We start from the raw sequence: 17,720 nt of genomic DNA on the forward strand, positions 1-17,720 counted from the left end.
CACCAATGGCGATTCTTTGAGGAGATATACAATGGCTCTCAAGTCTCTCGGCTATATCGGTATCCAGTCCACCAAGCTGGACGACTGGAGCGGTTTCGCCACCCATCTGCTGGGCATGCAGCCGTACGATCGCGGCGGCGCCGTCCGCACGTTCAGGATGGACGACCGCAAGCAGCGGCTGTTGGTGACGGGCGCGGACAGTGAAGGGCTCGGTTTTCTCGGCTGGGAAGTCCAAAATCACGATGACCTGCAAGCGATGGCAGCGCGGCTGGAGGCACACGGTGTCCGGGTCAAGCGTGGGACGCGCGCGCTGGCGGATGAGCGACGCGTCGCCGATCTGATCATCTTCACCGATCCCAATGGTCACCGTGTCGAGATTTTCCATTCGCCGGAGATCACGACCGATCCGTTCATTCCCGGCCGGCCGATTTCCGGATTCAAGACCGGGCCGCTGGGCATGGGGCACGTCGTTCTGAACGTCGATAATATCGAACCAGCGATGCTTTTCTATCGCGACGTCCTCGGTTTCAGCGTCACCGACTACGGCTTGAAGCCCTATCCGCTGTATTTCTTTCATATCAACGGGCGTCATCACAGCTTTGCGATGGTCGGGTCCGGCAAGCAGAGTTTTCATCACTTCATGGTGGAACTGCAGAGCCTCGACGATGTCGGGCAAGGTTACGATCTCGCCCAACTCGACGAGGGGCGGGTTGCCTACACGCTCGGCCGCCATACCAACGATCACATGACGTCGTTTTATGCCCACTCACCGTCGAATTTCTTCGTCGAGTACGGCTGGGGTGCGCAGGTCATCGAACCCACGACATGGGAGCCGTTCGAGACCTTTGACGGGCCGAGCCTGTGGGGACACGAACGGCTCTACATGCCCGAGGAGCAGCGCGCGCGGCTGCGCGACATGCGTCTCGATGCCGCCCGGCGCGGCGTCCGCGTGCCCAACCCGGCCAATTGCGCGTGGCTTGATTCCGTGGTCCGGGCGGAGTAGCGCGGAATGTCCGTGAGCAATGAACCGGCTGCTATCGCCGATGTGGCCATCGTCGGTCTGGGGCCGGTCGGCGCGACGCTCGCCCTGCTGCTCGGTCAGGCCGGCCTTTCTGTCGTTGTTCTGGAACGCGAGGCGGAACCTTATACCTTGCCGCGCGCGGTGCATTTCGACGACGAGGTGATGCGTGTCCTTCAGACCATCGGCGTCGCGGACGAGGTACTGCCGCATACACATCTGTCACCCGGCATGTTGTTCGTCGATGCGGCCGGGCGGCGGCTGCTCGATTGGTCGCGTGCCATGAATATCGGCCCGCAAGGCTGGCACGAAAGCTACCGCTTTCATCAGCCGGATCTTGAACGCATCTTGCGCCGCAAGCTTTCGACGGCGCCGTCGGTAACGGTGCTCGCCCGGCGCGACGTCTTTGCGATCGATCAGGATCCGGACGGTGCTACGTTGCGCTTCGAGGATCTGGCGTCAGGCCAGCTTGAAAGTGTAAGGGCGCGTTACGTGGTCGGCTGTGACGGCGCGCGCTCGCTGGTGCGGCGCCTGATCGGTTCGACGTCGGTCGATCTCGGCTTTCACGAACGCTGGCTGGTGATCGATTGTCTGCTGAAGCGCGACAAGCCGGAGCTCGGCGAGCACAGCATCCAGTTTTGCGAGCCGGAGCGGCCCGCGACCTATGTGCGGGGTGTGGGACAAAGGCGTCGCTGGGAAATCACCGCGAAGGATAGTGAGAGCAACGCGGCTCTGATGGAGCCGGCCAAGATCTGGCAACTGCTGTCGCGCTGGATCACACCCGAGGATGCCGATATCGAGCGGGCGGCCGTCTACATGTTTCACTCGGTGGTCGCGCGCAAATGGCGGCATGAACGGCTATTGATCGCCGGCGATTCCGCGCATCAAACGCCGCCGTTTCTCGGCCAGGGCCTATGTGCAGGGATTCGCGACGCCAGCAATCTGGCGTGGAAGCTCGCGGCGGTCATTCGCGGCGGTGCGCCGGGTACGTTGCTCGATTCCTACCCAAGCGAACGCATTCCGCATGTCACGGAATATATCGAGCTGGCCGTGCGCCTGGGCGGACTGATCAATACCCGCGCCGTCGAGCGCGCATTGCCGGGTGCATCGGCTGGTGATGAGCCTGTCCGCATGAGTTCGATCAAGCCGAGCCTCGGTCGCGGTTTGGCGCTGAGTTCGGAGCGCCCCGTCGGGACGCCCGCGCCGCAGCCGAGAATGCCCGACGGCCGGCTTTTCGACGATCGCGTCGGATATGGCTTCGCGCTGATCGCGCGCGCCAGCGACGCGGCTGCGGACGACGCCTTGCGGCGGCAGTGCCAGCAGCAGGGCGTGGCCTTCGTGGCGGCCGACGAAGCAGGCCCGCTTCAGGCGTGGCTGGATCAGGCCGGAATTTCGGCGGCGCTCGTCAGGCCCGATCGATACGTGCTCGCCGTTGCCGAGACGTCGGCTGATGCCGCAGGCCTGCTCACTCACGCGCTGCGTCTTTCACCATCGGCGGATCGAAAGTCCTGCGCGGCCTGAACCCCTTCCCACCATCTTCTCAACTTGAAACCGAAGAGGCTATCCATGAAGTTTGTATCGTTTGAAGCTAACAAGGTCGCACGCTTTGGCGCCGTCAAGGGCGAGGGGATCGTCGAACTCGGACCGCTTCTGAAAGATCGCGGGATAACGTCGCTCCGTCAGCTCATTGCCGCGGACGCGATGGATCTGGCGAAGCAGCTCGTTGAACAAAACGCGCCGGACTGGAAGTTCGGCGACGTCGAATTCCTTCCGGTGATCCCCGATCCTGGAAAAATCATCTGCATCGGCCTCAACTATCGCGACCACGTCCAGGAAACCGGGCGCACCGTGACGGAAAATCCTTCAATCTTCACCAGATACCCCGAGAGCCAGGTCGGTCATCTGCAGCCGATCGTGAAGCCTTTGGAGTCCGATCATTTCGACTATGAAGGTGAACTGGCTCTGGTGATAGGCAAGGGTGGTCGGCGCATTTCCGAAGATCGCGCGCTGGCCGCGATCGCCGGTTACGCCTGTTACAATGAGGGCAGCATTCGCGACTGGCAGCGCCATACGTCGCAATTCGTAGCCGGCAAGACCTTCGCCCGGACGGGGTCTTTCGGACCATGGCTGGTCACTGCAGACGAAATCCCGGACCCGTCCAAACTCTCGCTGGAAACGCGCCTCAACGGACAGATTGTTCAGAAATCGACGACGGATCTCCTGATCACAGGCATTCCTGCCTTGATCCGCTATTGCTCGACCATCATGACGCTTGAGCCCGGCGATGTCATCGTGACCGGCACGCCGGGAGGCGTCGGCGCCAAGAGAACTCCGCCGCTCTGGATGAAGCACGGCGACATCGTTGAAGTGGAGATCAGCGGCATCGGCATTCTTCGCAATCCCGTCGTTGCCGAAACCTGAAGCGAGCCGACGCGCTGGAAGCGCAGGCGCCGATCCGTCAGCCTCCGTGTTTTGCAGTTACGGTCTATCCGGCTGATCTCGGGATGTCAGCCGGCATCGTGACCGATGCGCGGGCGCGCGTTCTCTCCGCAAACGGATCGCCAATCGCTGGCCTCTATGCGTGCGGGAACGACATGGCATCGATCACGGAAGGCACCTGTCCGGGACCGGGTATCACGCTCGGTCCCGCGCTCGCTTTCGGCTGGCTGGCTGGGCGACGTATCGCAGCGGAGCCTGACGCCCGCGGCAACGCCGAACAGGTCGAGCGAGAACCGAGGCAACATTTGCTGCGGATCTGCCAAGAGGTCATCTGGATTGAATGTGTCTCAACCTGCTCGACTGTAAGCCGCTGCAAATATTGAGATATTTGGTAGCGAGGAGTGGACTCGAACCACCGACCCCAGGATTATGATTCCCGTGCTCTAACCAACTGAGCTACCCCGCCACAGGTCCGCGTGGGCCAAACAACCCTCGGGACGCGCGGCATATAAGGAGGCCGGGGACTCGATGTCAAGCAAGCTTGGCGCGAATAAAGATCGCCCGCATCCCCGATGGTGTTTCCTGAAATTCTAACAAAATCAGCTGCTTAGATAACAAGCGGCGTTTCAGCCGCCGGCATAGGCGGATTTTAGCCGGGCAATGTCGAGTTTCACCATCTGCAGCATGGCCTGCATCGCCCGCTGCGCCCCGGCCGGATCGGGTCCGCCGAGCAGTCCCGGCATCCCGGCGGGTACGATCTGCCAGGATACACCGTAGCGGTCTTTCAGCCAGCCGCATTGCTCGGGCGACCCGCCTTCCAGCAGCGCATCCCATAATCGGTCGACCTCGGCCTGGTCGGCGCAATCGATCTTGAACGATACGGCATGGGTGAAATCGAACTTTTTGCCACCGTTCAGCGCCATGAACTCCTGGCCGGCGAGCGTGAATATCACCACCAGTACCGACCCGGCCTTGCCGCCCGGGCTGTCGGTGACGTTCTTCTGGACCTTGCAGATCTTCGAATCCGGCAACAGCGAGACGTAAAAATTCGCGGCTTCCTCGGCCTCGGTCGCGAACCACAGGCAGGGTGCAATCTTCGACATCGGCGTTCTCCCTGATTCCCTCGTTACGCATCCGCGGCGGCAGGCTGCGCGGCCATCGCGGCCGCCATGTCCATCCACACTACTTCCCAAATATGGCCGTCTGGATCCTCGAAGCTGCGGCCATACATGAAGCCGTAGTCCTGCTTCGGGCACGGATCGGCACCGCCGCCGCCCTTCGTCGCCTTGTTGACGAGGGCATCGACGTCGTCGCGGCTGTCGGCAGAGAGGCAGATCAGCACCTCGCTGCTTGTTTTGGCATCGACGATCTTCTTCGACGTGAACTGGCTGAATTTCTCGTGCGTCAGCAGCATCGCGTGGATGGTGTCGGAGAACACCATGCAGGAGGCTGTGCCGTCGCAGAACATCTCGTTTTTCTGCGCGCCGATTGCCTCGTAGAAGGCCGTAGCGCGGGGCAGGTCGGTGACAGGCAGGTTGACGAAGATCATCTTGGCCACTGGCATCTCCTTTTGCTGAACTTCCCGCAGAGGACGGCTGGCGGTGCGGCGATCCGACATCTGCGCTCAAATATTTTCGCTGGCGGAATTCTCCGTCAACGAATGCACGCGCATGCGGACCGAATGTCGCACATGACCTGCTACGCATTGTGCGGCTTCGAAAAATAGTCGTTGATCCCCGTGCGACGCAATCGCAAAATAAGAATGCAGGCCGGGACTTGATCGCCAGAACTTGATCCTGATGGCCGCACAGGGAGGAATTTGATGTTGCAGCGCAATTGCTTTGCTGTTGCCGTGATCGCTGTCGCTGCTCTGTTCAGCGGCGTCGCGGTGGCGCAGGACTATCCGACCAAGCCGGTCACCCTGATCGTGCCGTGGCCTGCCGGCGGCTCCACCGATATCTCGATGCGCGCGATTGCTGACGCTGCTTCCAAACATCTCGGCCAGCCGATCGTCATCGACAACAAGGGCGGCGGTGGCGGCACGGTGGGACCGGCAACGATGGCGGCGGCGTCGAAGCCCGACGGCTACACCATCTCGCAAATTCCGATCACAGTGTTTCGTCTGCCCTTGATGCAGGAAGTATCGTGGAATCCGGACAAGGATTTCAGCTACATCATCCACCTCACCGGCTACACGTTCGGAGTCACCACCAGTTCGGAATCGCAGTTCAAAAGCTGGAAGGATGTCGTCGAATTCGCCAAGGCCAATCCTGGCAAGGTGACCTATGCGACGCCGGGCACCGGCACTTCTTTGCATGTCGGCATGGAGCAGATCGCCGCACTCGCCGGCATCAAGATGACGCAGGTGCCGTTCAAGGGCGGCGCCGAGACCAACGCTGCGGTGCTCGGTCAGCATACCATGCTGCAGGCTGATTCCACGGGCTGGCGGCCGCTGGTCGATGCCGGCAAGCTGCGCCTCCTGATGGTCTGGACCGCGGTGCGCTCGCCGAATTTTCCTGATGTGCCGACGCTGAAGGAAATCGGCTATCCGATGGTCTACGATTCCCCGTTCGGCATTGCCGGACCGAAGGGCATGGATCCGAAGATCGTGGCGAAGCTGCACGACGCCTTCAAGAAGGCGGTCGAGGACCCCGCCGTCGTCGCCACGTTGGCGAAATATGACATGGTGCCGAACTACAAGAACACTGAAGACTACAAGAAGTTCGTCACCGAGGTCACGGCGTCCGAGCGCAAGGTGATCGACGGCATAGGGCTTGGCAAGAAGGCGAACTAGCGCAAGCGTGTCCCGGACGCGGTGCGGCGTGAGTGACGATGCGCAGCATCGTCCGAAATGCCGCTCCGCAGATCCGGGATCCCGGTTTTTATTCGCCCAACCGGGACCCCGGATCTGCACAGCATTCCGCCGCAACGGCGGTGCGCTGCAGCGCGTCCGGGGTATGAGTGTCTCGCGTTAATCGAAAGCATCCGACATGACCTCTCCCACCCGCCCCACCTTCCGCCTCAATAATTCCGAATTCTGGACCGGGCTACTCGGCCTGGCGCTCGGCCTGTTCGTGATCCGCTCCGGGCTTAAACTGAAACTCGGCAGCATCAACGATCCCGGCTCCGGCTACGTGCTGTTCTACACCGGCGTCCTGATGTGCCTGTTCGCGATCTCCATCGTCATCGCCGCGGTCACCGAGGGCGGCCCAACCTTCGGTTCGCGGTGGGACGGCGCGCGCTGGGCGAAGCCGGTGGTGATCATCGCCAGTCTGGTCGCCTATGCGATAGCGCTTGATCAGCTCGGCTTCCTGATCTCCACCATCCCTTTGATGCTGCTGTTGCTGCGCGCGATCGATCCGGTGCGCTGGCGGCTGGCGGTGCCGCTCGCGGTGCTGGCGCCGCTCGGCGTGTGGTGGGTGCTGAAGCGCGGGCTCCTGATCCAGCTGCCTTCGGGCATCTTTGAAATCGGCTGATCGAAAGCACGCATCATGGACGTTATTACCAATGTTATGCAGGGTTTCGGCGTCGCGTTGCAGCCGATCAATATCCTGTACTGCTTCCTCGGCGTCTTCATCGGTACGTTAGTTGGCGTGCTGCCGGGCATCGGGCCGATTTCGGCGATGTCGCTGCTGCTGCCGATCACGCTGTCCGGCACGCCGGAATCCGGCATCATCATGATGGCCGGCATCTATTACGGCTCGATGTATGGCGGCTCGACGACCTCGATTCTGGTCAACATCCCGGGCGAGGCGGCCTCCGTCGTCACCTGTATCGACGGCCACCAGATGGCCAAGCAGGGCAGGGCGGGGCCCGCGCTCGGCATTTCCGCTTTGGGCTCCTTCATCGCCGGCACCTTCTCGCTGGTCGCCCTGATGCTGGTAGCGCCGAAGCTCGCCTCTGTCGCCATCGCCTTCGGCCCCGCGGAATATGCCAGCCTGATGGTGCTCGGCCTGGTGGTGCTCACCTTCCTGACGCAAGGCTCGATGGCCAAGGCGCTGTTGATGGCGTGTATCGGCATCGTACTTGGCCTCGTCGGTCTCGACGGCATCACCGCGCAGCCGCGGTTGACCTTCGGCCGCATCGAGCTAATCGACGGCATCGGCCTGGTGCCCGTGGTGATGGGGCTGTTCGGCCTCGCCGAAGTGCTGCTCAACACCGAGCAGGTGATCAAGCGCGACATCATCAATGCGAAGATCACGCAGCTGCTGCCCAACAAGGAGGACTGGAAGGCCAGCGCCGGCCCGATCGGGCGCGGCACGCTGCTCGGCTTCTTCCTTGGCATCTTGCCGGGCGGCGGCGCGGTGGTGGCCTCGTTCGCGTCTTATGCGCTGGAGAAACGGCTGTCGAAATCGCCGGAGCGTTTTGGCCGCGGCGCCATCGAGGGCGTAGCTGGGCCCGAGGCCGCCAACAACGCCGCGGCGGGCGGCGCCTTCATTCCGCTGATGACGCTGGGCATTCCGCCCAACGTGGTGATGGCGCTGCTACTCGGCGCCTTCGTCATTCACGGGCTGCAGCCCGGCCCGCTGCTGATCTCGCAGAACCCCGGCCTGTTCTGGGGCATCGTCGCCAGCATGTATATCGGCAACGTCATGCTGCTGGTGCTGAACCTGCCGCTGATCGGGATGTGGGTGCAACTCCTGAAGCTGCCCTACAACGTGCTGTTTCCGATGATCATCCTGTTCACGATCATCGGCGTCTATTGCAGCAGCAATAACGTGTTCGATGTCTATGTCATGATCGGCTTCGGCGTGATCGGCTATTTCATGCGCAAGTTCGGCTATGAGCCGGCGCCCTTGGTGCTGGCTTTCGTGCTCGGGCCGCTGCTGGAGAACAATCTGCGGAAATCGCTGATCCTGTCACAGGGCGACCTGATGACTTTCGTCGAGCGGCCGATCTCCGCGGTCTGTCTGGCGCTCGCCGTCGTGCTGCTGGTCGGTCCGCTGCTGCCGTCGTTTCGCCGAAAGCGCGAACTGGTCGCGTTGGACGAGGGCGCCTGATCGGGGGCAGTTGATCTGGATCAAAACGATCTGGCGAGCCACCGGTAAGCTGCCGTATGTCGCGCAGCATGACTGAACCCAACGCTCTCCTTGAGGCTCCTGTCGTTGCCTCAGAGGCGCCCAGTGTTGTCTTCGCGGCCGGCGCAGAAGCGTTCTACTGCAGGGTTGGTCGCGGTGCGAATGGCTGCGTCTGCATGGTGCGGAAATTCAGCGTCTGCGGTGCGCTGGAACTTTCGGAAATGGACGAAGTCGCCCGAGTTAGCCAACCCAAGACCTACCCCGCCAGGACGATGCTGTTCGATGAGAGCGCGCTGGCCTGCAACGTCTACAACGTCTCGGAAGGTTGCGTACGACTCTACAAGTCGCTGCCCGATGGCCGTCGCCAGATCGTAGGCTTTGCGTTGCCGGGCGATTTCCTCGGTCTTGCCTTTATGGAACGCTACGGCGTAGCTGCCGAAGCCGTCACCGACGTCAAGGTCTGCCGCTTCGCCCGCGCTGCCTTTGTCGAATATCTCGACACCAAGCCGCATCTTTTGCGCCGGCTGCACCAGTTTGTCTGCCATGAACTCAGCCTCGCGCAGGATCAGATGCTGCTGCTCGGCCGCCGCACGGCCGAAGAGAAAGTCGTCGCCTTTCTACTCAATCTGCAGGCCCGCTACAGCCGGATCGGCCCGGTTTCCGTCAACGTGCCCTTGCCGATGAGCCGGCAGGACATCGCCGATTATCTGGGCCTCACTATCGAGACTGTCAGCCGCACGCTGACCAAACTGGCCCGCGCCAAGGTGATCGTGGTGGTGCCGGACGGCATCCGCCTGCTGACCCCCGAACGGCTGGACAAGCTCGCTGCGCTGTAATCGATCCAGCCGCATTTTTGATTCAGCTCAAGGCGGTCCGACGCGCCCCGCCTAAAATCTCTCCGTCAATCAATGGAGAGCAAAATGCCCCTCGACAGTATGCTGGTCGCCGCAAGCGTCGTCCTGATGTTCATTGGCTTCGCCGTGCCAGTAGCCTGGGCCGTGCAGCAGACCTCCAAGGTCTGAGCCAAGGCCTGACCCCCGACCCGGCCTCTGGACCCCGGCCAATTAGCTGATTAATCCTTCGAAACATGCCATGAGGGGGCGTCCCGCGTCGTTTGCGCGGGGCGGTTCCAGGGTTTGCGAAGGAGAATGATGTGGCTTCCCATATAGATCCGCTGGCCGGCAAGACGATCGATCCGTCCTTGCTGGTCAACGTGCCGCGTCTCGTCACCGCCTATTTCTCCGGCAAGCCCGATCCAGAGATCGCCGCGCAGCGCGTTGCCTTCGGCACATCCGGGCATCGCGGCTCGGCGCTCAACATTTCGTTCAACGAGAACCACATTCTCGCGATCAGCCAGGCGATTTGCGATTATCGCAAGGGAGCCGGCATCGACGGTCCGTTGTTCATCGGTATCGACACCCATGCGCTGGCCGAGCCGGCGCTGGTCAGCGCGCTGGAAGTGTTTGCCGCCAACGGCGTCCATGTGATGATCGACCAGCACGATGGCTATACGCCGACGCCGGTGATCTCGCACGCGATCCTGACCTACAACAAGGGCCGCCGTTCCGGCTTCGCCGATGGCGTGGTGGTGACGCCGTCGCACAATCCGCCGGAGGACGGCGGCTTCAAATACAATCCGCCGAACGGCGGCCCGGCCGATACCGACATCACCGGCGTGATGGAGAAGGCCGCCAACGGCTTTCTCGAAAACGACCTCGCCGGCATCAAGCGGATCCCCTATGCGCGGGCCCGCAAATCGGGATTCGTGAAGCGTTACGATTTCATCACGCCGTACGTCGCCGACCTCGGCAACGTCGTCGACATGGAGGCGATCCGCAACGCCGGGGTGAAGATCGGCATCGATCCGCTCGGCGGCGCCGGCGTGCAGTACTGGCAGCCGATCATCGAACGCTACAAGATCGATGCGACCGTCGTCAGCGACGTCGTCGATCCCACCTTCCGCTTCATGACGCTCGACTGGGACGGCAAGATCCGGATGGACTGCTCGTCGCCTTACGCGATGGCGCGCCTGATTGGCATGCGCGACAAGTTCGACGTCGCCTTCGCCAACGATACAGATGCCGACCGCCACGGCATCGTCACCCGCTCAGGCGGCCTGATGAACCCGAACCACTATCTGGCCTCCGCGATTTCCTATTTGTTCGAACATCGCCCGAACTGGGGCAAGGACGCTGCGATCGGCAAGACGATCGTCTCCAGCGCGATCATCGACCGCGTGGTGAAGAAGATGGGCCGTAAGCTGGTCGAGACGCCGGTCGGCTTCAAATGGTTCGTTGATGGCCTGAACGATGGTTCGTTCGGCTTCGGCGGCGAGGAGAGTGCCGGCGCCTCGTTCCTGCGCCGCGACGGCACGGTGTGGACCACCGACAAGGACGGGCTGATCCTCGGCCTGCTCGCGGCGGAGGTCACCGCGGTGACGAAGCACGATCCGAGCCAGCGTTTTGAAAAACTCACGCAGGAATTCGGCGTGCCCTATTACGAGCGCATCGACGCGCCGGCCTCGGTCGAGCAGAAGAGCCTGCTGAAGAAATTATCGCCCGCGCAGATCGCCATGACCGAGCTGGCCGGCGATCCCGTGACCTCGACGCTGACCGAAGCGCCGGGCAATGGCGTTGCGTTTGGCGGCATCAAGGTCTCGACCGACAACGGCTGGTTCGCGGCGCGGCCTTCGGGCACCGAGGACGTCTACAAGATCTACGCCGAGAGCTTTCGCAGCCCGGAGCACCTGCGCCAGATCCAGGACGACGCGCAGGCCTCGATCGCGAAGGTGTTTGCGGCCTGACTGTCATTCCGGGGCGCGAACGCCGAGGCGGTCGCGAACCCGAAATCCCCACATGAGACTCGCCATATCGAGGTTCCGGGTTCGCGCGAGGCTGCGCCGCGCACTTCCCGGATCGATAAATATAGTTCAATGCCCGCTGGTGCGCCAGCGTAGCAGCCGCTGCTCGACCATCGACATCGCCTGCGCGGTGATATAGCCGATCACGCCGAGCAGGATCACGCCGGCGAACAAATCTGCCGAACGGAACGAGCGTGCCGAGAGCAGCACCCAGTGGCCGAGGCCGTCGAGGCCGGCCAGGATCTCGCACACCACGGCGAGGATCAGCGACACCGTCAGGCTGAGCCGCATGCCGGAGATGATGTCGGGGCTGGCCGAGGGCAAAGCGATCTTGAAGATCACCGCGAGCCGCGACATGTGCAGCGAGCGCGCCACCTCGTAGAGCCGCGGCTCGACCGCGGCGAAACCGTGCACGGTCGCCAGCAGCATCGGCCAGATCGCGCCGAATGCGATCACGAACAGCGCCATACCCTGCGTCAGACCGAATACCGCGATCGCCACCGGGATGATCGCCGACACCGGCAGCGGCCGCAGGAATTCCAGCGACGGCGCGACATAGCTGCGCATCGCCTTCGAGGAGCCGATCATCGCGCCGAGCGCGATGCCGACGATCGAGGCCAGCAGCCAGCCGTAGGCCATATGCTCCAGCGTGCCGATGGTCTTTGCCATCAGGTCGCCCGACGTGAAGCCGCGAACCAAAGAGGCCCAGGCGCGGTCCGGGCCGGGGAGAAATACCGGCGACACCAGCTTGAGGTTGGCGACCAGCTGCCAAAGCGTCACGAAGCCGGCGGCAACGAGGAAGCTGGCGACGCGCCACATCACGACGGTGGCGTTCATCGGGCTTCTCCCGCCAGCGCTGCAGGCCCGAACAGGTGCCGCTGCGCCACTACCAGGCCGGTGTTGAGCGCGTAGCCGATCAGCCCGATCCACAACAGATAAGCGAGCATCAAATCAGGCCGCAGCGCCTGCTGCGCGATCATGATGCCGGCGCCGAGCCCGATCGGATTGATCGCGATTTCCACGGTGACGGCGACAATGAGCGCGATGCCGGCGGCGAGGCGAAAGGCGAGAAAAATCCGCGGCAAAGCGGCCGGAATGATGATTTTTCGCACGCGGTCGCCGGGCGAGAGTTTGAGCGCGCGCGACACCTCGATCAGCCGCGGCTCGATGCTGCGCACGGCCGCGCGCGACAGGATCAGGATCGGCCAGACGCAGGCGAAGGCGACGATCACGATTTCCATGCGGTAGCCGAAGCCGAGCGCGATCAGGGCGATCGGCAGCAGCGCGATCGAGGGGATTGGCCGCAGCGATTCGATGGTGACTTCCATCAGTCGGTCGAACGGCTGGAAGATGCCAAGTGCAATCCCGAAAGCCAAGCCGACCGCGCCGCCGACCACCAGGCCGGCAAAGGCCGAGGCCAGCGTGTCCCGGGTGGCGCCGAGGATCGAGCCGTCGGCAAAGGCCTCGACCAGCGCCATCGCGACCGCGCTCGGCGGCGCCAGCGCGTCGCTGTGAATCTCGGTGGAGCGTGCACAGACTTCCAGCACGAGCAGCAGCGTGACCGGCAGAATCGCCGCCTTCAGGCGTTCGCGGTTCATGCTTCCGACGCCTTGATGAAGTCGAACAATTCGCGGCGCAGACGCAGGAATTCCGGCATCTCCCGCGTCGCCAGCTGGTCGCGCGGCCGCGGCAGGTCGATATTCAGTTCGATGCCGATCCGGCCGGGATGCGGCAACAGGCCGATGACGCGATCGCCGAGATAAATCGCCTCTTCGAGATCGTGGGTGACGAAGATCACGGTGGCGCCGCTCGCCCGGACCAGCTCCAGCACCTCGTCCTGCAGGCCTTGCCGGGTCATGGCATCGAGCGCGCCGAACGGCTCGTCCATCATGAGCGCCTTGGGCTCCTGCGCCAGGCAGCGCGCGATCTGCAGCCGCTGCTGCATGCCGCCGGACATCTCTGCCGGATATTTGTCGGCGTGGTTCGGCAGACCGACCTTCTTGAGAAGTTCGTCGATCCGCGCCGGGCGCTGCGACGCCGGCATGCCGATGGTCTCCAGCGCCAGCGAGACATTGCCGGCGGCGGTGCGCCACGGCAGCAACGCCTTGCCGTAATCCTGGAACACGATGGCGACGTCGCGGCGCGGCGCGCGCATCGCCGCGCCGTCGAACATCACGTCACCCGACGTCGGCTGATACAGGCCCGCAGCGAGCCGCAGCGCGGTGGTCTTGCCGCAGCCGGACGCGCCGATGATGCAGAGGAATTCGCCGGGCTTCACGTCGAGGCTGACATCCTTGATGATGGTCTTGCCGCCGAGATCGAGCGTGACATGCGAGAAAGCGATCTGCGCTTTTCCCGGCGCAGTTGCGGCAGTGGTGGATTGCGGGCGCGCGGTGGCGGACATGATCATCTTCAATCTCCCTGACCGGGCGGATAGACAAAGGCCAGCGTCGAACGCAGATGCGATTCGAGCGTGGCCTGGGAAGCGCCGATATCGCGCGCCAGGATGCGATCGGCAAGCACCTGGTGCGCGGCGACGAAATGCGTGCCGCTGTCGAAGCCGCGCATCATCACGCGGCGGTAGCGGTAGGCCTGGTCGTACAATTCCGAATGTGCGGAAAGTAGCCGCTTCGAGCCGCAGGCCGCCAGCAACGCGGTGTGAAACCCCTTGTGCAGCCGGTCGAAATCCGGTGCGCCCTCGCGAAATTTGTCGCCGATCCGTTCGATATGGCGGCGCATCTGGTGCAGCGCGCCGAGGATGCCGGCCTCCCAGGCATCGTCGCCGTTCTGGATGGCGAGGCGCAGCGCTTCCATCTCCACCACCGTACGCATCCGGGTGATGTCGGCGAGATCCTCGCGGCTGACTTCGGCGACGCGAAAGCCGCGCTGGCCGATGCCGACGATCAGCCCGCGTGATACCAGCCGTGACAGGCCCTCGCGGAGCGGCGTGGCGCCGATCTCGTAGCGCTGTACGAGATCGACGATGCCGAGTCTGGCGCCCGGCGCCAGGCGACCGGCGATGATGTCATGTTCGACCAGGCTGGCGGCGCGTTCGCTCAGCGTGTCCGATCCATTCGCATCTGCCGGGCCATCCTGCGCCAAGCCTGCCATGTTCGCTGCCTGTTTCAGTCTGAGTCCTACTTCAGGATCAGCTTGTTGAGATCAAGCTTGGTCTGCAACATTTTTTGCGACGACATGATGTCGATCCACCATGCCAGCTGCTCGGCCTTGAGAACCGGCTCGGACTTGTTCGGCGGCGACGCCTTCACGAGTTCGATGGTCTGCTTGGTGAATTTGGCGATCGCGGCGGATGCCTTTTCCTTGTCGTTGTTCACGATCGGCGCGGCCTCGGCGATCGCGGCACGGAATTTTTTGACGGTCTCCGGGTTCTTCTCGGCCCATTCGCGCGATGAGGCATAGAAGATGATCGGTTCGGTGCGCTCTAGCTCTGAGGCATAACGGGCGCCGATCGTGCCGCTACCGGCCGCGAGCATGCGCGAAACCGTCGGTTCCGCCGTCAGCACCGCATCGACGCCGCCGGACTTGATGATGTCGGGCATGGTCGGGAAGGTTACTTCGACGAAGTTGACGCTCTTCGGATCGACGCCCTTTTCCACCAGCCACTTGACGAACAGCACGTGCAGGAACGCGCCGAGACCGGGCGCGCCGACCTTCTTGCCGACGAAATCCTTCGGCTCCTTGATGGTGATGCCGTTGCGCACGAAGGCGGTGATGTTGGCGTTGGACGACGGGTTCATGATCGTGGCGCCGGCCACGGCCACTAGATCGAGGCCGCCATCGGCGGCCTGAAGGAACACGGTCGAGGTCGGTCCGCCGATCTGGATCGAGCCGGACAGGATCGCCGCGGGGATGTTGGAGTTGATGCCGATCAGGATCATCTCGGCGTCAAGACCGTGCTTCTTGAAGATACCTTCATCCACGGCGACCATCGCGGAAGCGCAATCCGTCGTGGCCGTGCAGCCGATCTGCAGTTTGGTTTGCGCGTGCGCCGGTCCAGCGATCACCATCGCTGCGAATGCCGCCGTTGCCATCCAATTTTTCATCAAAGCCTCCCCCCTGATCGCGATATTTTGCATCGCCTCTTGTTTATCGATATTTTTTTTGATCATATATTTTATCCAAGAACAAGGGGAGACGTCTGTGAAACTTGCGACATTTCGCACCAACGGCCAGGACAAGGTTGGTCTGGTCCATCAAAACGATACCAAACTGTTCGACGTGGCCGCGGCTGCCAGCCGTGCCGGCGGGGCCAATCCGGCCTTTGCGTCGATGCTGGCGCTGATTGACGCCGGCCCTGCCGCGCTCGATGTGGCGCGCGGCCTGTTCGACAAGAACGCCAGCGACGAATCGCTGTCGGTGGCTGTCGTCGGCGCTGATATTCTCGCGCCGGTGCCGGAGCCGCGGCAGTGTCGCGATGGTATGTCGTTCCCGCTGCACATCCTGCAGGCGCCGCGCGGCCAGCTCAAGCTCGCCGCCCGCGCCAAGAATGACATGGCAGAACTGGCGCGTATCGAAGCCGAGCCGCTGGGCGAATTGCCGGAAGTGTATCGCCGCCAGCCGATCTTCTACATCACCAACCGCTTCAGCGTGAAAGGCACCAACACCACGGTGAAATGGCCGCGCTACAGCAAGGTGATGGATTACGAACTCGAATTCGGCATCATCACCAAGAACAAGGGCGCCAACATCACGGCCGCCAAGGCCAAGGACCACATCTTCGGCTACACGATCTTCAACGATTTCTCGGCACGCGACGCGCAGCGGCTGGAAATGGAAGGTCGGCTCGGCCCCGCCAAGGGCAAGAGCTTCGACGGCGGCAATGTGATGGGACCGTGGATCGTCACCCCCGACGAGATCGGCGATCCCTACACATTGAAGATGGAAGCCCGCGTCAACGGCAAGGTGCGCTCGACGGGCGTCACCGACGGCATGCTGTTCCCGTTCGAGGAGCTGATCGCCTATATCAGCCAGGACGAGACCCTGATGCCCGGCGAATTCATCGGCTCCGGCACCGTCGGCAACGGCTGCGGCCTCGAACTCGGCTGGTATCTTGAGCACAATGACGAGATCGAACTCGAAGTCGAGAAGATTGGCGTCCTGAAGAACAAGGTCGTTCGGCAGGACTGACGGTGATTGTTACACACTGTCATTCCGGGGCGCGGACGCCACTCGGCGACCGCGAACCCGGAATCCCGAGATAGTTGAACAATTCGCGGTTCCGGGTCTGCGCGCCGGACGGCTTCGCCGATCGACGCGCATCCCGGAATGACACGCGAAAAATAACATTAGGAAGAAACACCATGGCTCGCCGCTTCATCGATATCTCCGTTCCCCTGCAGAACGACGTGCCCGCCGATCCGCCGGGCAACCATCCGACGATCGAATATATTGACCATCAGCAGGGCCTGCCGCGGATGCTGCAGTTCTTCGACGGGTTGAAGAAGGAAGACTTGCCGGACGGCGAGGGCTGGGCGGTCGAGATGGTCCATCTCTCGACCCATAACGGCACCCATCTGGATGCGCCCTATCACTTCCACCCCACGATGAACCGCGGCGAGAAGGCGTGGACCATCGATGAAGTGCCGCTGGAATGGTGCCTGCAGCCCGGCGTCAAGCTGGATTTCCGCCATCTCCCCGATGGCTATGTCGCGACCGCCGCCGACGTCGAGGCAGAGCTGAAGCGCATCGGCCATACGCTGAGCCCGCTGGAAATCGTCGTGGTCAACACCTCCGCCGGCATCAAATATGGTCAGCAGGACTACGTGACGTCCGGCTGCGGCATGGGCTACGAGGCGACGATGTACCTGCTGGAGCGCGGCGTGCGCCTGACCGGTATCGACGGCTGGAGCTGGGACGCGCCGTTCGTCTACACCGCCAAGAAATACGCCGAGACTCACGACGCCAGCCTGATCTGGGAAGGCCACAAGGCCGGCCGTCATATCGGTTACTGTCACATCGAGAAGCTGCACAATCTGGAACAGCTGCCCTCGACGGGCTTCACGGTGTCGTGCTTCCCGGTGAAGATCGAAAAGGCCTCCGCCGGCTGGACGCGGGCGGTGGCGATCATCGATTAAGTCAATTGTCGTCCCCGTGAAAGCGGGGACGACAATTGAAAGGCTGAAGGCACGGCGCAGACGCGCTGGTCGAACGCTGCATTGCCACCCACCCCTGATCCTGCAACATTGCGGAAAAATAGCAGGGTGGAAAATGACGACTCGCAACAAGACCGCTGACCAGCTCCGCAGCGCGCGCTGGTTTGCGCCGGATGATCTGCGCGCCTTTGGCCATCGCTCGCGCGCGATGCAGCAGGGTTACGCGCCGGAGGAGTGGAAGGGCCGCCCGGTCATCGCCATCCTGAACACCT

At 62.7% G+C, this 17,720-nt stretch carries 17 protein-coding genes, 1 tRNA gene and 1 pseudogene; 11 read left to right on the plus strand and 8 right to left on the minus strand.

What is annotated here, in order from left to right; genetic code table 11:
• Nucleotides 1–31: 31 nt before the first annotated feature.
• The 4 genes and pseudogenes from JWQ24_RS12260 to JWQ24_RS12275 form a co-directional block, all read left to right on the plus strand.
• Complete coding sequence (locus JWQ24_RS12260) at nt 32–1,003, plus strand: VOC family protein (RefSeq protein WP_299807991.1); 972 nt, start codon at nt 32–34, stop codon at nt 1,001–1,003.
• A 12-nt stretch (nt 1,004–1,015) separates the two neighbouring features.
• Complete coding sequence (locus JWQ24_RS12265; RefSeq protein ID WP_299807993.1) at nt 1,016–2,539, plus strand: bifunctional 3-(3-hydroxy-phenyl)propionate/3-hydroxycinnamic acid hydroxylase; 1,524 nt, start codon at nt 1,016–1,018, stop codon at nt 2,537–2,539.
• Nucleotides 2,540–2,584: 45 nt separating this feature from the next.
• Nucleotides 2,585–3,439, plus strand: coding sequence for a fumarylacetoacetate hydrolase family protein (locus tag JWQ24_RS12270; RefSeq protein ID WP_299807994.1), 855 nt, complete (start codon nt 2,585–2,587; stop codon nt 3,437–3,439).
• Nucleotides 3,440–3,465: 26 nt separating this feature from the next.
• Nucleotides 3,466–3,705: pseudogene (locus JWQ24_RS12275) on the plus strand (FAD-binding protein); the annotation flags it as partial.
• Between the two features lie 141 nt (nt 3,706–3,846).
• Here JWQ24_RS12275 and JWQ24_RS12280 read toward each other — a convergent pair.
• The 3 genes from JWQ24_RS12280 to JWQ24_RS12290 all read right to left on the minus strand — a co-directional run bounded on the left by JWQ24_RS12280 (nt 3,847) and on the right by JWQ24_RS12290 (nt 5,015).
• Nucleotides 3,847–3,923: transfer RNA gene (locus JWQ24_RS12280), tRNA-Met, on the minus strand.
• 160 nt (nt 3,924–4,083) lie between these two features.
• Nucleotides 4,084–4,560: a VOC family protein gene (locus JWQ24_RS12285; RefSeq protein ID WP_299807995.1), complete on the minus strand. Its 477-nt coding sequence runs from the start codon at nt 4,558–4,560 to the stop codon at nt 4,084–4,086.
• Between the two features lie 23 nt (nt 4,561–4,583).
• Nucleotides 4,584–5,015 (minus strand): VOC family protein, encoded by a 432-nt coding sequence (locus JWQ24_RS12290; RefSeq protein ID WP_299807997.1) that lies wholly within the window; start codon nt 5,013–5,015, stop codon nt 4,584–4,586.
• Between the two features lie 264 nt (nt 5,016–5,279).
• Between JWQ24_RS12290 and JWQ24_RS12295 the strand changes: the two genes are divergently transcribed.
• The 5 genes from JWQ24_RS12295 (at nt 5,280) to pgm (ending at nt 11,278) form a co-directional block, all read left to right on the plus strand.
• A complete protein-coding gene (locus JWQ24_RS12295; protein WP_299807999.1) occupies nt 5,280–6,251 on the plus strand; it encodes a tripartite tricarboxylate transporter substrate binding protein in 972 nt (323 codons plus the stop codon).
• Between the two features lie 196 nt (nt 6,252–6,447).
• A complete protein-coding gene (locus tag JWQ24_RS12300; RefSeq protein ID WP_299808001.1) occupies nt 6,448–6,933 on the plus strand; it encodes a tripartite tricarboxylate transporter TctB family protein in 486 nt (161 codons plus the stop codon).
• 15 nt (nt 6,934–6,948) lie between these two features.
• A complete protein-coding gene (locus JWQ24_RS12305; protein ID WP_299808003.1) occupies nt 6,949–8,457 on the plus strand; it encodes a tripartite tricarboxylate transporter permease in 1,509 nt (502 codons plus the stop codon).
• Nucleotides 8,458–8,696: 239 nt separating this feature from the next.
• On the plus strand, nt 8,697–9,311 hold the full coding sequence (locus tag JWQ24_RS12310; RefSeq protein ID WP_299808005.1) for a helix-turn-helix domain-containing protein: 615 nt from the start codon (nt 8,697–8,699) through the stop codon (nt 9,309–9,311).
• Between the two features lie 317 nt (nt 9,312–9,628).
• Nucleotides 9,629–11,278, plus strand: coding sequence for a phosphoglucomutase (alpha-D-glucose-1,6-bisphosphate-dependent) (gene pgm / locus JWQ24_RS12315; RefSeq protein ID WP_299808007.1), 1,650 nt, complete (start codon nt 9,629–9,631; stop codon nt 11,276–11,278).
• A gap of 126 nt (nt 11,279–11,404) precedes the next feature.
• Here pgm and JWQ24_RS12320 read toward each other — a convergent pair whose 3' ends face one another.
• Genes JWQ24_RS12320 through JWQ24_RS12340 form a run of 5 tightly spaced genes read right to left on the minus strand, consistent with a single transcriptional unit; the run spans nt 11,405 to nt 15,387 of the window.
• Entirely contained in the window at nt 11,405–12,172 is a 768-nt protein-coding gene (locus JWQ24_RS12320) for an ABC transporter permease (RefSeq protein WP_299808009.1), read from the minus strand.
• Nucleotides 12,169–12,933: an ABC transporter permease gene (locus JWQ24_RS12325; RefSeq protein WP_299808011.1), complete on the minus strand. Its 765-nt coding sequence runs from the start codon at nt 12,931–12,933 to the stop codon at nt 12,169–12,171. Before JWQ24_RS12325 ends, JWQ24_RS12320 begins: the two co-directional genes overlap by 4 nt.
• A complete protein-coding gene (locus JWQ24_RS12330) occupies nt 12,930–13,739 on the minus strand; it encodes an ABC transporter ATP-binding protein (RefSeq protein ID WP_366521435.1) in 810 nt (269 codons plus the stop codon). Before JWQ24_RS12330 ends, JWQ24_RS12325 begins: the two co-directional genes overlap by 4 nt.
• A gap of 8 nt (nt 13,740–13,747) precedes the next feature.
• Entirely contained in the window at nt 13,748–14,446 is a 699-nt protein-coding gene (locus JWQ24_RS12335; protein WP_299808015.1) for an FCD domain-containing protein, read from the minus strand.
• Between the two features lie 26 nt (nt 14,447–14,472).
• A complete protein-coding gene (locus JWQ24_RS12340) occupies nt 14,473–15,387 on the minus strand; it encodes an ABC transporter substrate-binding protein (RefSeq protein ID WP_366521436.1) in 915 nt (304 codons plus the stop codon).
• Between the two features lie 109 nt (nt 15,388–15,496).
• Between JWQ24_RS12340 and JWQ24_RS12345 the strand changes: the two genes are divergently transcribed.
• Together JWQ24_RS12345 and JWQ24_RS12350 are read left to right on the plus strand one after the other, a co-directional pair.
• Nucleotides 15,497–16,483 (plus strand): fumarylacetoacetate hydrolase family protein, encoded by a 987-nt coding sequence (locus JWQ24_RS12345; RefSeq protein ID WP_299808019.1) that lies wholly within the window; start codon nt 15,497–15,499, stop codon nt 16,481–16,483.
• Between the two features lie 173 nt (nt 16,484–16,656).
• The gene (locus JWQ24_RS12350; RefSeq protein ID WP_299808020.1) at nt 16,657–17,430 is read left to right on the plus strand and encodes a cyclase family protein; all 774 of its coding nucleotides are present in this window, start codon (nt 16,657–16,659) and stop codon (nt 17,428–17,430) included.
• The last annotated feature ends 290 nt before the right edge of the window (nt 17,431–17,720 follow it).

Source organism: Tardiphaga sp. (assembly GCF_028290495.1).
GTDB lineage: Bacteria > Pseudomonadota > Alphaproteobacteria > Rhizobiales > Xanthobacteraceae > Tardiphaga.

Bases quoted from the DNA above. Each gene is read 5' to 3' on its own strand.
- JWQ24_RS12285 (WP_299807995.1), bottom strand. From the start codon at position 4,560: ATGTCGAAGATTGCACCCTGCCTGTGGTTCGCGACCGAGGCCGAGGAA.
- JWQ24_RS12330 (WP_366521435.1), bottom strand. From the start codon at position 13,739: ATGTCCGCCACCGCGCGCCCGCAATCCACCACTGCCGCAACTGCGCCG.
- JWQ24_RS12350 (WP_299808020.1), top strand. From the start codon at position 16,657: ATGGCTCGCCGCTTCATCGATATCTCCGTTCCCCTGCAGAACGACGTG.
- JWQ24_RS12320 (WP_299808009.1), bottom strand. From the start codon at position 12,172: ATGAACGCCACCGTCGTGATGTGGCGCGTCGCCAGCTTCCTCGTTGCC.
- JWQ24_RS12260 (WP_299807991.1), top strand. From the start codon at position 32: ATGGCTCTCAAGTCTCTCGGCTATATCGGTATCCAGTCCACCAAGCTG.
- JWQ24_RS12295 (WP_299807999.1), top strand. From the start codon at position 5,280: ATGTTGCAGCGCAATTGCTTTGCTGTTGCCGTGATCGCTGTCGCTGCT.
- JWQ24_RS12325 (WP_299808011.1), bottom strand. From the start codon at position 12,933: ATGAACCGCGAACGCCTGAAGGCGGCGATTCTGCCGGTCACGCTGCTG.
- JWQ24_RS12310 (WP_299808005.1), top strand. From the start codon at position 8,697: ATGGACGAAGTCGCCCGAGTTAGCCAACCCAAGACCTACCCCGCCAGG.
- JWQ24_RS12340 (WP_366521436.1), bottom strand. From the start codon at position 15,387: ATGGCAACGGCGGCATTCGCAGCGATGGTGATCGCTGGACCGGCGCAC.
- JWQ24_RS12300 (WP_299808001.1), top strand. From the start codon at position 6,448: ATGACCTCTCCCACCCGCCCCACCTTCCGCCTCAATAATTCCGAATTC.
- JWQ24_RS12335 (WP_299808015.1), bottom strand. From the start codon at position 14,446: ATGGCAGGCTTGGCGCAGGATGGCCCGGCAGATGCGAATGGATCGGAC.
- JWQ24_RS12305 (WP_299808003.1), top strand. From the start codon at position 6,949: ATGGACGTTATTACCAATGTTATGCAGGGTTTCGGCGTCGCGTTGCAG.
- JWQ24_RS12270 (WP_299807994.1), top strand. From the start codon at position 2,585: ATGAAGTTTGTATCGTTTGAAGCTAACAAGGTCGCACGCTTTGGCGCC.